Genomic DNA, 13729 nt, shown 5'->3' on the forward strand with positions numbered 1-13729 from the left:
GACAGTTGGATGGCCGGTTGAACCGACCGGTCACATTTAAGCATTGTCGGACGAAAACGCCTAAGTTAACAAATCTTCGAGGCGACCATGCAGACGCTCGGGCAGGTTTTCCTGGATCTCGATCACCGCCCGGTTAATCGCGCTTTGAAAGCCCTGCACGCCTGCCGAACCGTGGCTCTTGATCACAATGCCCTGCAACCCAAGGAAACTGGCGCCGTTGTGTCGAGCCGGCGCCAGATCCGCCTGCAGTCGCCGCATCAACGGCAGCGCCAATGCGCCGACCACCCGCGATGCCAGGCTCTGGCGAAACAACGTCTCGATTCGCTCAGCGATCATGGTCGCCAGGCCTTCGCTGGACTTGAGCAGGATGTTGCCGACGAAACCATCACACACCACCACATCCGCCTCGCCGCGATACAAGCCATCGCCCTCGACGAAACCGATGTAGTTGATACCGCGCGCGCCCTGCAACAACGTGGCAGCCAGCTTGACCTGCTGGTTGCCCTTGATGTCCTCGGTGCCGATATTGAGCAACGCCACGCGAGGGCGCACGACGCCCAGGGTTTCGGCCGCCACCGAACCCATCACGGCGAACTGCAGCAGATGTTCGGCGCTGCAATCGACGTTGGCACCCAGATCGAGCAATTGACAAAAACCGCGCTGGGTCGGGATTGCCGCAACCATCGCCGGCCGATCGATCCCTGGCAACGTCTTGAGCACATAGCGAGACAGCGCCATCAGCGCACCGGTATTGCCCGCACTGACACACGCCTGGACCTTGCCATCTCGCAGCAGCTCGAGGGCCACCCGCATCGACGCGTCAGGCTTGCTGCGCAGGGCCTGGGCCGGCTTTTCGTCCATGGCAATCACTTCGGACGCTGGCGCAATCGTCAGGCGCGAGCGATCCACAGCCGACTGGCCATTGAGCATTTCTTCCAGGAGGGAGGGTTGACCGACAAGGGTCAGGTGCAGCGAGGGCGTAGCATTCAGACAAGCAAGGCTGGCCTGAACAATGCTGCGGGGACCGAAGTCCCCGCCCATTGCGTCAATCGCGATGACTTGAGCAGACAAGGATTACTCGTCAGCGCCCTTGTCGATCACTTTGCGACCACGGTATACGCCTTCTGGCGATACGTGGTGACGCAGGTGAACTTCACCGGTGGTTTTTTCTACGGACAGGGTGCTAGCCTCGAGAGCGTCGTGCGAACGGCGCATGTCACGGGCAGAGCGGGATTTTTTGTTCTGCTGAACAGCCATAATTGATTAACTCCTAAACGTTTGGGTCACGCTTTAACTGCGCCAATACACTGAACGGGTTGGACCGCGTTACCTCGTCCTCGCTCGGTTCGGGCTCATCTGCTCCCGCCGGCTGCTGGCATTCTTCCGGATGATGAGCAGGCACAATGGGCAAGGCGAGCAGAAGCTCCTCCTCGATCAGTGACTGCAGATCCAATGGATCTTCGCCCAGTTCCAGCACGTCATAACCTTTCGGCAACGACTGGGTATTCGCACCCTCCTTCACCACGGCGTAACTGCATTCGCTGTGGATCGGCAGGGTGACCAGCTCAAGACAACGCTGGCAAACCATTTTGACTTCAGTGTCGATAAAGCTGTGGATCACCACAGATTTACGTTCATCTCGTTCAAAAACGAATTTGGCCTGGACCGTACCGACATCGTCGGAAAGCGGGTCGCAGAGTCTCTTCAAATCGGCCAGCAGCAGTTCACCTTGGAGGGTGGTGCCACGATCAGCCAATTTGCGCGGGTCAACGTGAGGTGGAATCGGGTCATTCAACATAGGCGCAGCATTATAGGGATGCACCCGGCCATGTCAAAGGAAATTCAGCCCTGTCCGTTACTTGCGCGCCTCGCTAGAATTCCCCCCTGCCTTTTGGAGATGCCCATGCTGCCTTTATTACTTGCCTCCAGCTCGGTCTATCGGCGCGAATTACTCGCCCGCCTGAGACTACCGTTCGTCTGCAGCTCGCCGGATATCGACGAAAGCCACCGCCCCGGCGAGCCCGCCATCGAACTGGTAAAACGCCTGGCCCGGGAAAAAGCCTTGGCACTGGCAGGCAGCCACCCGGCGCACCTGATCATCGGTTCAGACCAGGTAGCCGTGCTCGGCGAACGCATCCTGGGCAAGCCCCATACCTTCGAGAATGCTCGCGAACAACTGCTGGCCGCCAGCGGCGCCAAGGTGACCTTCCTGACCGGCCTGGCACTGCTCAACAGCCAGACCGGCGCCTGCCAGGTCGATTGCGTTCCGTTTACCGTGAATATGCGCTCGCTGGACCCAGAACGGGTCGAACGCTACCTGCGGGCCGAGCAACCGTATGACTGCGCGGGCAGCTTCAAGGCCGAGGGGCTTGGCGTGAGCCTGTTCCAGAGCACCGAAGGCCCGGACGCCACCAGTCTGGTTGGCCTGCCACTGATTCGCCTTGTGGATATGTTGCTGGCCGAGGACGTACTGGTGCCTTGAGGCAGAACCTCGTCACAGGGGACGGCATCAGCCCTCCCCTGCGCTCAAGCCCCAAAGCAATCAGCGCAACGCTGGCCCCTGGAAGCCCATCCACATTGCCAGGTGCTCGGCGATGCTGGCGCCCAGCTTTTTCGAGAAGCGGTCAATCGGCGACTCTTCGATAGTGAAATCCACCAATTCCTTCTCGCCGATCACATCTCGAGCCACCGAACTGGCACTGCCCAATCCGTCGATCAGCCCCAGCGGCAATGCCTGCTCGCCAGACCAGACCAGACCGGAGAACAATTCCGGATGCTCCTTGTCTTTCAGCCGCTCGCCCCTGCCCTTCTTGACGCTGGCGATGAACTGCTTGTGGGTAGTGTCGAGCACACCCTGCCAGAACGCCGTTTCCTCCGGCTTCTGCGGCTGGAACGGATCAAGGAAGGATTTGTGCTCGCCTGCGGTGTAGACCCTGCGCTCCACCCCGAGCTTGCCCAGCGTCTCGACAAAGCCATAACCGGCCGCAGTCACACCAATGGAGCCCACCAGACTGGCCTTATCGGCATAGATCTGATCCGCCGCACTGGCGATGTAATAGGCACCGGAGGCGCCAAGATCGGAAATCACCGCGTAGACCTTGATATCCGGATGCGCGGCACGCAAGCGGACGATTTCGTCATAGACGTAGCCAGCCTGCACCGGGCTGCCACCCGGACTGTTGATGCGCAGCACCACCCCTTTGACTTTCGAATCTTCGAACGCAGCTCGCAGGCTACCGATGATGTTGTCCGCGCTGGCCGCTTCCTTGTCGGCAATCATGCCCTCGATGTCGATGACCGCCGTATAGGCCGCACCACCTCCTGGACTCTTCTTCCCGTCAAGCGCCTGGAAAATCATCGCCAAGCCGAAAAACAGATAAATGAAGACCAGGCACTTGAAGAAGATCCCCCAGCGGCGCGCACGACGCTGCTCCTCCACCCCGGCCAACAAGGTTTTTTCCAGTAATTTCCAGCTTTTATCGTCACCGTTGTCAGCGCTCGCCTTGGCCGGTGCCTTCCATTCATCGGTCATACATGCATCCTCAACAGACTTTAATCGGTGCGCCGGCTCAGCCAGGCGTGCAATTCAGGAAAATGATCGATCGCCAGTCGCGGCTCGAATGCCCGGAGCGCCTCGATGGACTGCGCGCCATAGCTGACAGCCACCGACCCCATGCCGGCGTTGCGTGCCATTTGCAGATCGAACGACGAGTCCCCCACCATCAATGCCTGCTCCGGCCGCACCTCGCAATGCGCAAGTATCTGCTCAAGCATCAGCGGATGCGGCTTGCTGGCGGTTTCATCCGCCGCACGGGTGACATCGAAATAATCATCCCAACCATGGGATTTCAATACCCGATCCAACCCACGACGGGCCTTGCCGGTCGCGACAGCCAAGTGATAACCCTCGGCTCGCAGGACTTCAAGGGTGTTGACCACACCATCGAACAAAGGCGAAGGCTCGGCCTCCAAAGCAATGTAGTGATCGGCGTAATGCTGGCGAAAAACCACCAACTCATCGTCACCAATCTCCGGATACAGGCTACGAATGGCTTCTGGCAAACCCAGGCCAATGATGCCTTTGACCGCAAAGTCATCACGCCGGGCAAAACCCGTACGATCCGACGCGACATGCATCGACTCCACGATCCGACCAATGGAATTGGCCAGAGTGCCGTCCCAATCGAAAATCAGCAGCTTGTAGTCAGGATGCACTCAACCGCTCCACGGTCTTGGCCCACATGTCATCCACGGGAGCCTGCAGTTTCAGCTCGCCACCGTCAGGCAGCGGCACGGTAAGCATGTAGGCATGGAGGAACAGGCGCTTGCCGCCCAGGTCACGGATTTCCTTGGTGAAATCGTCATCGCCATATTTGCTGTCACCGGCGATGCAATGCCCGGCGTGCAGGGTATGGACACGGATCTGGTGGGTACGCCCCGTCACCGGCTTGGCCTCGACCAGAGTGGCGAAGTCACCGAAGCGGCGCAGTACCTTGAACACCGTCAATGCCTCCTTGCCCTCCTCGTTGACCTCCACCATGCGTTCGCCGGAACGCAGGTTGCTCTTGAGCAGCGGCGCACGGACTTGCTTGATGGACGTATCCCAGCGACCACGCACCAATGCCATGTAGCGCTTGTCGACGCCATCACCGCGCAACTGTTCGTGCAAGTGGCGCAACATGCTGCGCTTCTTGGCGATCATCAACAGGCCGGAGGTGTCGCGGTCCAGGCGATGGACCAGCTCCAACTCCTTGGCGTCGGGACGCAACTGACGAAAGGCTTCGATCACGCCGAAATTCAGGCCGCTACCGCCGTGAACCGCAATGCCCGCGGGCTTGTTGATCACGATCAGGGCCTTGTCTTCAAAGACGATCGAAGCCTCGAGGCGCTGCAGCAGGCCCTGGGCCAAGGGCACCGGTTCATCGCGCTCGGGCACGCGTACCGGCGGCACGCGCACGATATCGCCGGCCTGGAGCTTGTATTCGGGCTTGATCCGGCCTTTGTTCACCCGCACTTCGCCTTTGCGCAAAATGCGGTAAATCAAAGTCTTGGGCACGCCTTTGAGCCGGGCCAGCAGGAAATTATCGATTCGTTGGCCGGCATATTCCGGCGAGACCTCGAGCAGTTGAACGCCAGGGGTCGAAGGGGCAATAGTTGTCATGGCGGCGATCATAACAATTTTTTATGGAATTGAAGCACTTAATCATTGCTGCTATAGTCGCGAACGCCGCCAAAAGTGGCTGGACAGCGGACTAACGGTCAAAAACCGGCCCTGACCAACGCAATTCACGAGGACGAGAGGCCGTCCTACGGGGCTTTCGCGACGTAACGGTAGAGTTTGCAGGTGTAACGAGCGCAGGTGACATGAGGCCTGAAATACGCGGCAAAGCAGAGTTTTGACTCGCCTTGCGCGCCATATTCACGGCCAGTTCACAAAGTGCAGTCAGCTACGAACGACCCCGAGCGAGAGCTTCGGAAACAACGCCTAAATTAGCCATGATGCGTGACCTCCCCTTCCGGAGCTCACGGTAAATGCCAACCCGCTGCGGATTCTGCGCGCGGCAGCACCCGATTATCAGGGATACGTGTAGGGTGGAGATGTACAACCGTCGGACTGTGTAGCACTAGGCTTATATTTAGACGCTTCATCTCGTCCACAGGCGCCGGTTGATTCCTCCTCCTGACTGAGTGCTTGAATTAGCCAGCAAGCAGGACGCGTCCGTCGCGACTTCGCCATCATTGGGTCGAACTCGCTGGACACTGGAGTGGCCCGGCCACTTCCATGACGCACCTGACACCGACCGTGAGAAGTCGTGTGTGCCGAACGCCGTTTCCGGCAGCCCGGAAACCGACGGTACTACATGAAAAGAATGCTGATTAACGCAACTCAACCCGAAGAGTTGCGTGTTGCACTGGTAGATGGCCAGCGCCTCTACGACCTGGATATCGAATCCGGTGCACGCGAGCAGAAGAAGGCCAACATCTATAAAGGCCGGATTACTCGCATCGAACCAAGCCTTGAGGCTGCCTTTGTCGATTTCGGCTCCGAGCGCCACGGCTTCCTGCCCCTCAAAGAAATCTCCCGCGAATACTTCAAGAAAGCCCCTGAAGGCCGTGTCAACATCAAGGACGTACTGAGCGAAGGCCAGGAAGTCATCGTTCAGGTCGAGAAAGAAGAACGTGGCAACAAGGGCGCCGCCCTGACCACTTTCATCAGCCTGGCCGGCCGTTACCTGGTCCTGATGCCGAACAACCCGCGTGCCGGTGGCATCTCCCGCCGCATCGAAGGCGAAGAGCGCAACGAATTGCGCGAAGCCCTGAACGGCCTGGTTGCCCCCGCCGACATGGGTCTGATCGTTCGCACCGCCGGCCTTGGCCGCAGCAGCGAAGAAATGCAGTGGGACCTCGACTACCTGCTGCAACTGTGGACTGCCATCAAAGAAGCCTCGCTGGATCGCTCCGCGCCATTCCTGATCTACCAGGAAAGCAACGTGATCATCCGCGCCATCCGCGATTACCTGCGCCAGGACATCGGCGAAGTGCTGATCGACAGCGTCGAAGCCCAGGACGAAGCCCTGACCTTCATTCGCCAGGTGATGCCGCAGTACGCCAGCAAGATCAAGCTCTACGAAGACAGCGTTCCGCTGTTCAACCGTTTCCAGATCGAAAGCCAGATCGAAACCGCTTTCCAGCGTGTCGTCGAACTGCCGTCCGGCGGCTCCATCGTCATCGATCCGACCGAAGCCCTGGTGTCCATCGACATCAACTCGGCGCGTGCCACCAAAGGCAGCGACATCGAAGAAACCGCCCTGCAGACCAACCTTGAAGCCGCCGAAGAAATCGCCCGTCAGTTGCGCCTGCGCGACATCGGCGGCCTGATCGTCATCGACTTCATCGACATGACCCCGGCCAAGAACCAGCGCGCCGTGGAAGAAAAAGTCCGCGAATGCCTGGAAGCCGACCGTGCCCGTGTACAGGTTGGCCGTATCTCGCGCTTCGGCCTGCTGGAAATGTCCCGTCAGCGCCTGCGTCCATCCCTGGGCGAAAGCAGCGGCATCGTCTGCCCACGCTGCAACGGCACCGGCATCATTCGTGATGTCGAATCGCTGTCCCTGGCGATCCTGCGCCTGATCGAAGAAGAAGCCCTGAAAGACCGCACCGCCGAAGTTCGCGCCCAGGTGCCGATCCCAGTGGCCGCGTTCCTGCTCAACGAAAAACGCAATTCGATCACCAAGATCGAACTGCGCACCCGGGCCCGCATCGTCATCCTGCCGAACGATCACCTCGAGACGCCGCACTTCGAAGTGCAGCGCCTGCGCGATGACAGCCCGGAAGCCCACACCAACCAGTCCAGCTACGAAATCGCTGCTGCCGCTGCCGAAGTGGAAGAAGTCCAGCCAGCCGCCGCTACCCGCACCCTGGTGCGCCAGGAAGCTGCGGTCAAGACAGCCCCGGCCCGCGCCAACGCTCCGGTTCCGACCGAAGTGGCCGCTCCGGTTGCCACACCGGCCGCCGCGCCTGAGCCAAGCCTGTTCAAAGGCCTGGTGAAGTCCCTGGTCAGCCTGTTCGCCACCAAGGAAGAGCCAACTGCGCCAGCCGTTGTCGCCAAGCCGGCCGCCAGCGAGCGTCCTGCCCGCAACGAGGAACGCCGTAACGGTCGCCAGCAGACCCGCAACCGTAACGGTCGTCGTGACGAAGAGCGCAAGCCCCGCGAAGAACGTGCACCGCGTGAAGAGCGCGCACCACGTGAGCCGCGTGAAGAACGCCAGCCTCGCGAAGCCCGTGAGGAAGCGCCAGCCGTAGCCCGCGAAGAACGCGCACCGCGCCCGCCGCGTGAAGAGCGTCAGCCACGTGCCCCACGTGAAGATCGCAAGCCACGTGGTGAGCGTGAAGAACGTGTTCGCGAATTGCGCGAGCCACTGGATGCCGCCCCGGCCGCTGCTGCAGCCACCGCTGAAGAGCGTCCGGCTCGCCCGCCGCGTGAAGAGCGCGCACCGCGTCCGCCACGTGAAGAGCGTCAGCCTCGCGCCGAGCAGGCAGCCGCCGCTAGCGAAGAGGAAGTGCTGAACACCGAGGAACAACTGCAGGAAGACGGCCAGGACACCGCCGAAGGCGATCGTCCGCGCCGCCGCTCCCGCGGCCAGCGTCGTCGCAGCAACCGTCGTGAGCGTCAACGCGATGCCAACGGCAATGTGATCGAAGGTTCGGAAGAATCCGAATCCACCGAGAATGCCGAAGCGCCAAGCGCAGCGGATCTGGCTGCAGGCCTGGCCGTGACTGCGGCAGTTGCCAGCAGCACGATTAGCGCCCCCGCCGAAGCCCAGGCTAATGAGCAGGCCGAACGCGCTACCGCCGTGGTGGAAAACGCGCCGGTTGAAGCGCCCGTGGTCGAAGCCACCACCCCGGTAGAAGCCACCGCTTCGCCAGAAGTGGAACTCGCTCCGGCACGTGAAGCCCAGCCCGAAGCCGAAACCGCCGCCGAGCCTGCACCGGTCGTCGAGCAGCCAGTGCTGGCCGCTGAGCCTGCATTCGAAGCACCGGCCGAGGAAAAGGCACCGGAGCCTGCCCGTGAAGAGCAGACTGCGTTCAACTGGACCGCGGAGCCAGCTGCACCGGCACCTGTCGTCGAGCCAGAACCGGCACCCGAGCCAGTGAAAGCGATCGAACCAGTAGTGGTCGAGCCTGCTCCAGTGGTCGAAGCGCCTGTGGTGGTTGAAGCACCGGCCCCAGTAGAAGAGCCTGCGCCTACCAGCGCCCTGACCCCGAACGGCCGTGCGCCGAACGATCCGCGCGAAGTACGCCGTCGCAAGCGTGAAGCCGAGCGTCTGCAGAAGGAAGCCGAACAAGCTGCCGCTGCCGCCGCTCAAGCGCCTGCCATCGTCGAGCCAGCTCCCGTCGTCGAAGCAGTCGAGGCAGCACCTGCCCCGGTCGCGCAAACCGCTGCCGAACCGGCGCCAGTGATCGACGAGCCTCAGCACTCCGCTGAAGCTGAAGAAGTCGCACCGCGTCACATTGAAGCCTTGGAAAAAGAGCACGAGCCTAAACCTCACGCCTGATTCCATCGCCCAGTAAAAAGCCCCGCCTGGTCATGCCAGGCGGGGCTTTTTATTGCCTCTGGACTTATCCACAACCCTGTGGGAGCGAGCTTGCTCGCTCCCACAGGGGCTTGGCAGCGCTCATACGATCAATGTCCACCACAGATCAAAATGTGGGAGCGAGCTTGCTCGCGATAGCGGTGGGTCAGCTTGCATCAATGCTGAATGCCTGATCGCTATCGCGAGCAAGCTCGCTCCCACAAGGGGATTTTGCAGCGGCTGTTATTTGAAGGTCAGTGCTTCAGGCACATCAACATCCCACGTCACGCCTGGGTCATCCACCGGCACTTCGACCACTTGCGCCCCGGCAAACAATACCTTGGCCCCCCGATCGCCGGTCAATGCCATCAGTTTCGGCCCAAACGCACGGCCAAACCCCACTGGATGCCCGTATTCACCGGCAAGAACCGGCACGCTGATGCCATCCTCACGGATCGCCGCCACCACTTGCTCGATACTCGACGGCAGGATGAACGGCATGTCGCCCAGCACCATCAGCCAGCCATCAAGGTCCGGGCAAGCCCGGACGCCGGCGGCAATGCTGTCTCCCAAACCGGGCGAATCCAGCTCCACGAAATCGCAGCCGTAGGCCTGGGCCATCCGAATAGCCTGCGGGCGGTCCTTACTGGTCACCAGTACGCGCTTTTCCAGGACGGCGGGCAAATTCACCAGCACCTGCTCGATCACTGACCGGACAGCGCCGTCACGCCCCGTGCAATCGGCCAACAATTTATCCTTGTCCGGGCCCGCAACCTGACGGAAACGGCTGCCCGATCCGGCCGCGAGAATGATCACGCCAATCGACAGGGACATACCCCCCTCCTCATCTGCGGCTCACAGCGGTTTTTTCTGCCGCAGTTCAACGCCATTCTTGATCGCCACGATTTCGGCCAGCAGCGACAAGGCGATTTCCGCCGGGGTGTGACTGCCGATGTGCAAGCCGATCGGCCCATGCAAGCGTGCAATGGCCTCTGCAGACAAGCCTAGCTGAGCCAGATTTTCCCGGCGCTTTTGACTGTTGACCCGCGAGCCCAGGGCGCCGACATAAAAAGCCCTGGAGTCCAGGGCTGTGAGCAGCGCCATGTCGTCCAGGCGCGGATCATGGGTCAAGGCGACGATGGCCGTGCGCTCGTCGGTCTGGATGCTCAACACGGCCTCGTCGGGCATCCCCGAGACGAAACGGCCATGCTGCTCTTCCCAACCGTAGACAAACTCCTTGCGCGGATCGCAGATCAGCACTTCGAAATCCAGCAGCCGGGCCATTTCCGCCACGTAGCGCGACAGCTGCCCCGCACCGATCAGCAACAACCGCCAACGTGGGCCATAAATGGCCCGCAGGACCTGCCCATCGAACACCAGGGCGTCGGTCTTGCTGGCCGGGGTCAGGACTACACGACCGCTGGCGACGGTCAGCTCACGGGCGACGATTTCATGGGCTTCGCAGCGCTCCAACAGTTCAGCGACCCACTGTGGGTCGCCGACCCGCTCCTCTGTCAGGCGCAAGGTGCCACCGCACGGCAGGCCGAAGCGCGCCGCCTCTTCGCGAGTGACGCCATAGGTGATCAGTTGCACCGGCGGACCATCCGCCGGAATACGGCCGTCATGGAGCCGGGCGATGAGGTCATCCTCGACACAACCGCCCGACACCGAACCAATCACCACGCCATCCTCACGCAGGGCGAGCATTGCACCTGGCGGCCTCGGCGCGGTGCCCCAGGTCTGGACCACGGTGAACAGCACTACCCGCTGCCCGGCGCGGCGCCACTCGAGCACGCTGCGCAGGACATTCAGATCAACGCTGTCCATCAGGCTTTGGCCTGTTGCCAGCCTTGCAGCTGATAGCGCACAGGCAGGTTGCGGATGCGCTTGCCGGTGGCGGCAAAAATCGCGTTGCACAACGCCGGCGCAATCGGCGGCACGCCCGGCTCACCGACACCGCCCAATGGCACTTCGCCCGGCGGCATGACCAGATGCACTGCCACTTCCTTGGGCGCCAAGGACATGCGCGCCACTTCGTACATGTGGAAATTGTCCTGCTGCACTTTGCCGTCCTTGAAGCTGATTTCCCCCACCATCGCGTTACCCAGGCCCATGACACAGGCACCTTCGAACTGGGAGCGAATGCGCTCGGGGTTGATCTGTGGGCCGCAGTCCACGGCAATGTCCGCCTTGTGCACGATCACCGTGCCATCGTCCTTGACCTCCACCTCGATCACCGCCGCCACGTAGGTCACAAAGCTGTAGTGCACCGCCAGTCCCAGGCCACGGCCCTTGGGCAGTTTTCGCCCCCAACCGGCAGCCTTCGCAGCGGTTTCCAGCACCGTGCGAATCCTCGCAGTATCGATGGGGTAACGTTCGGGGGATTCGCCGTAGTTCCATTCTTCGCTCAAGGTGCGCGGATCGATCTTACGGTCCGGCCCGAGCAATTTGACCTGGTACTTCAGCGGATCCTGGCCGGCCTTATGGGCCAATTCGTCGATGAAACTCTGGATCGCAAAACCGTGGGGGATGTTCGACACCGAGCGATACCAGCCCACCCGGGCATGGGCCACCGCTTCGGGGTTTTCCAGGCGCAGGTTGGGAATGGCGTAGGCCATGTTGGTCACGCCCATGCCTATTTCGAACGGTGCTTCATGGGTCATGCCCGGCGCAAACAACGCGGTGATGCTCGGGGCTACGGTGCGGTGCAGCCAGCCGGACGGCATGCCGTCCTGGTTCAGGCCGGCCTTCAGGTATTCGACCGACACCGTGTGGAAATACGAGTGATGGATGTCGTCCTCGCGGGTCCATTGCACTCGTATCGGCTGGCCTGGAAATTCCTTGGCGAGCACGGCTGCTTCGACGACGAAATCGGGCTTGGACTTGCGTCCGAAACCGCCACCGAGCAACGTGATGTTTACCGTGACCTTGTCGAAAGGAATTCCCAATCGTTCGGCGATACGCTCACGGGTCACTTGTGGGGCCTGGCTCGGTGCCCAGGCTTCGCACTGGCCATCCTTGAAACGGGCGACGGCGACCATCGGCTCCATCGGCGACTGAGACAGGTGCGGCAAGTAATACGAAGCTTCCAGGGTTGAATCGGCCTTGGCCAGCGCGTCGTCGAGGTCACCGGTGCTGCGTACGACTTTTCCGGGATTGAGGGCAGCCGCTTCCAATTCCTTACGATAGGCGATGGAGTCATAACCGGCATTCGGTCCGTCGTCCCACTCGATCTTCAGCGCTTCACGCCCCTTGATCGCCGCCCAGGTGTTTTTCGCCACCACCGCCACACCGCCCAGGGGCTGGAATTCCGAGGGCAACGGGCGGCCTTCGATCGGCACCACCTTGACCACGCCCGGTACTTTCAGCGCGGCGCTGCTGTCCACGGTCTTGACCTTGCCACCATAGACCGCTGGGCGAGCCACGACAGCGTAGAGCATGCCATCGAAATGCACGTCGGCACCGTACACGGCACGGCCATTGACGATGTCTTCACCGTCGATGGCCCGGGTCGCTTCCTTGCCGATGTAGCGAAATTCCGCAGGCTGCTTGAGGCGCAAGCTGTCACGGGCCGGCACCGGCAAGGCACTGGCGGCGGCGGCCAAAGCGCCATAGCCCAATTCGCGACCGGAAGGTTGGTGCAACACTTTGTGCAATTGAGCGCGACATTCAGCCACCGGGACATTCCACTGCGCAGCGGCGGCCTGCTCCAGCATGGTCCGGGCGGCAGCGCCGCAACGGCGCATCGGCTCATACCAGTGACGCATGCTGCGAGAGCCGTCGGTGTCCTGGTTGCCGAAGCGCGCTTCATCGGCCGGCGCCTGCTTGACCAGTACCCGCGCCCAGTCGGCCTCCAGCTCATCGGCCACTACCATGCTCAGGCTGGTGCGCACGCCCTGCCCCATTTCCGAACGGTTGCAGATCACCGTCACGCTGCCGTCGGCGGCAATGCTCACGTACACCTTGGGGTCGTCGACCGCACCATGGGGCATGCCCTCGGCGCCGAATTTCTTTTCCTCGGCAAAGGCCTCCGGCAGGCCCCAACTGGCGGCCAGCACCAGCACACCGGTGGCGCTCGCACCTTTGAGGAAACCACGACGACTGAGATTGCTCAGCACAAAATCATTGGGCAAGCGGCTCATGCCTTGGCCTCCTTCAGGTGAGTGGAGGCCTGGCGGATCGCGGTCTTGATCCGGTTATAGGTGCCACAGCGGCAGATGTTGCCGACCATGGCTTCTTCGATCTGCTCATCGCTCGGGTTGGGGTTGGTCTTGAGCAAGGCGGTCGCGGACATGATCTGCCCGCCCTGGCAGTAGCCGCACTGGGCCACGGCGCTATCGAGCCAGGCCTTCTGGACGATCTGCCCGACCGGATCGGCATGCAGCGCGTCGATGGTGCTGACATCTTGCCCATTCACAGAGCCGATCGGCGTAATGCAACTGCGCGCCGGGGCGCCATCGATGTGGATGGTGCACGCGCCGCACAGGCCCATGCCACAGCCGAATTTGGTGCCGTTGTAACCGGCCACGTCCCGAATGGCCCACAGCAGTGGCATGTCCTCGGTCACATCCAGTTGATGGTCTTTTCCATTGAGTTTCAGGGTAATCATGGGCACGCCCGCATAGTTATCGAGTTATGGGGTCGAGCAATCTGCC

Annotated in this window: 12 protein-coding genes; 2 read left to right on the forward strand and 10 right to left on the reverse strand. The window is 61.4% G+C overall.

Features of this window, described 5'->3' with window-relative positions; all coding sequences use genetic code 11:
• Window positions 1-60 precede the first annotated feature (60 nt).
• Genes plsX through SGN16_RS21030 form a run of 3 tightly spaced genes read right to left on the reverse strand, consistent with a single transcriptional unit; the run spans window position 61 to window position 1798 of the window.
• Window positions 61-1071, reverse strand: coding sequence for a phosphate acyltransferase PlsX (plsX, locus tag SGN16_RS21020; protein WP_210639813.1), 1011 nt, complete (start codon window positions 1069-1071; stop codon window positions 61-63).
• 3 nt (window positions 1072-1074) lie between these two features.
• On the reverse strand, window positions 1075-1257 hold the full coding sequence (gene rpmF, locus SGN16_RS21025) for a 50S ribosomal protein L32 (protein ID WP_003179396.1): 183 nt from the start codon (window positions 1255-1257) through the stop codon (window positions 1075-1077).
• A gap of 13 nt (window positions 1258-1270) precedes the next feature.
• Window positions 1271-1798 (reverse strand): YceD family protein, encoded by a 528-nt coding sequence (locus SGN16_RS21030; RefSeq protein WP_003204262.1) that lies wholly within the window; start codon window positions 1796-1798, stop codon window positions 1271-1273.
• A gap of 105 nt (window positions 1799-1903) precedes the next feature.
• Here SGN16_RS21030 and SGN16_RS21035 point away from each other — a divergent pair, with 105 nt between their 5' ends.
• Complete coding sequence (locus SGN16_RS21035) at window positions 1904-2482, forward strand: nucleoside triphosphate pyrophosphatase (RefSeq protein WP_335945855.1); 579 nt, start codon at window positions 1904-1906, stop codon at window positions 2480-2482.
• 60 nt (window positions 2483-2542) lie between these two features.
• Here SGN16_RS21035 and SGN16_RS21040 read toward each other — a convergent pair whose 3' ends face one another.
• From SGN16_RS21040 to rluC, 3 genes are read right to left on the reverse strand one after another with little or no spacing between them, the layout of a single operon-like run.
• Window positions 2543-3532 carry a S49 family peptidase gene (locus tag SGN16_RS21040; protein WP_210639815.1) on the reverse strand — a complete coding sequence of 330 codons (990 nt, stop codon included), beginning with the start codon at window positions 3530-3532 and terminating at the stop codon, window positions 2543-2545.
• Window positions 3533-3552: 20 nt separating this feature from the next.
• A complete protein-coding gene (locus tag SGN16_RS21045) occupies window positions 3553-4215 on the reverse strand; it encodes an HAD-IA family hydrolase (protein ID WP_210639816.1) in 663 nt (220 codons plus the stop codon).
• Window positions 4205-5161, reverse strand: a complete 957-nt coding sequence (gene rluC / locus SGN16_RS21050; RefSeq protein WP_210639817.1) for a 23S rRNA pseudouridine(955/2504/2580) synthase RluC — start codon at window positions 5159-5161, stop codon at window positions 4205-4207. Before rluC ends, SGN16_RS21045 begins: the two co-directional genes overlap by 11 nt.
• 700 nt (window positions 5162-5861) lie before the next feature.
• On the opposite strand from rluC, the gene rne reads away from it, so the two are divergent.
• Window positions 5862-9056 (forward strand): ribonuclease E, encoded by a 3195-nt coding sequence (gene rne / locus SGN16_RS21055; protein WP_335945856.1) that lies wholly within the window; start codon window positions 5862-5864, stop codon window positions 9054-9056.
• 261 nt (window positions 9057-9317) lie between these two features.
• Here the strand turns inward: rne and SGN16_RS21060 are convergent, their stop codons facing one another.
• Genes SGN16_RS21060 through SGN16_RS21075 form a run of 4 tightly spaced genes read right to left on the reverse strand, consistent with a single transcriptional unit; the run spans window position 9318 to window position 13683 of the window.
• Entirely contained in the window at window positions 9318-9908 is a 591-nt protein-coding gene (locus SGN16_RS21060; RefSeq protein WP_335945255.1) for a nucleotidyltransferase family protein, read from the reverse strand.
• Window positions 9909-9929: 21 nt separating this feature from the next.
• The gene (locus SGN16_RS21065) at window positions 9930-10901 is read right to left on the reverse strand and encodes an XdhC family protein (RefSeq protein ID WP_210639820.1); all 972 of its coding nucleotides are present in this window, start codon (window positions 10899-10901) and stop codon (window positions 9930-9932) included.
• Entirely contained in the window at window positions 10901-13216 is a 2316-nt protein-coding gene (locus tag SGN16_RS21070) for a xanthine dehydrogenase family protein molybdopterin-binding subunit (RefSeq protein ID WP_335945256.1), read from the reverse strand. The genes SGN16_RS21065 and SGN16_RS21070 overlap by 1 nt, the downstream gene beginning before the upstream one ends.
• Window positions 13213-13683 carry a (2Fe-2S)-binding protein gene (locus tag SGN16_RS21075; RefSeq protein ID WP_210639822.1) on the reverse strand — a complete coding sequence of 157 codons (471 nt, stop codon included), beginning with the start codon at window positions 13681-13683 and terminating at the stop codon, window positions 13213-13215. The genes SGN16_RS21070 and SGN16_RS21075 overlap by 4 nt, the downstream gene beginning before the upstream one ends.
• Window positions 13684-13729: the final 46 nt, after the last annotated feature.

The sequence above is a fragment of the Pseudomonas sp. G166 genome, assembly GCF_037027455.2.
GTDB lineage: Bacteria > Pseudomonadota > Gammaproteobacteria > Pseudomonadales > Pseudomonadaceae > Aquipseudomonas.

What these genes read in the sequence shown, in the direction of transcription:
- SGN16_RS21065 (WP_210639820.1), bottom strand. Translation starts at nt 10,901, where the DNA reads ATGGACAGCGTTGATCTGAATGTCCTGCGCAGCGTGCTCGAGTGGCGC.
- SGN16_RS21035 (WP_335945855.1), top strand. Translation starts at nt 1,904, where the DNA reads ATGCTGCCTTTATTACTTGCCTCCAGCTCGGTCTATCGGCGCGAATTA.
- SGN16_RS21030 (WP_003204262.1), bottom strand. Translation starts at nt 1,798, where the DNA reads ATGTTGAATGACCCGATTCCACCTCACGTTGACCCGCGCAAATTGGCT.
- SGN16_RS21040 (WP_210639815.1), bottom strand. Translation starts at nt 3,532, where the DNA reads ATGACCGATGAATGGAAGGCACCGGCCAAGGCGAGCGCTGACAACGGT.
- SGN16_RS21070 (WP_335945256.1), bottom strand. Translation starts at nt 13,216, where the DNA reads ATGAGCCGCTTGCCCAATGATTTTGTGCTGAGCAATCTCAGTCGTCGT.
- rne (WP_335945856.1), top strand. Translation starts at nt 5,862, where the DNA reads ATGAAAAGAATGCTGATTAACGCAACTCAACCCGAAGAGTTGCGTGTT.
- SGN16_RS21060 (WP_335945255.1), bottom strand. Translation starts at nt 9,908, where the DNA reads ATGTCCCTGTCGATTGGCGTGATCATTCTCGCGGCCGGATCGGGCAGC.
- SGN16_RS21075 (WP_210639822.1), bottom strand. Translation starts at nt 13,683, where the DNA reads ATGATTACCCTGAAACTCAATGGAAAAGACCATCAACTGGATGTGACC.
- rluC (WP_210639817.1), bottom strand. Translation starts at nt 5,161, where the DNA reads ATGACAACTATTGCCCCTTCGACCCCTGGCGTTCAACTGCTCGAGGTC.
- rpmF (WP_003179396.1), bottom strand. Translation starts at nt 1,257, where the DNA reads ATGGCTGTTCAGCAGAACAAAAAATCCCGCTCTGCCCGTGACATGCGC.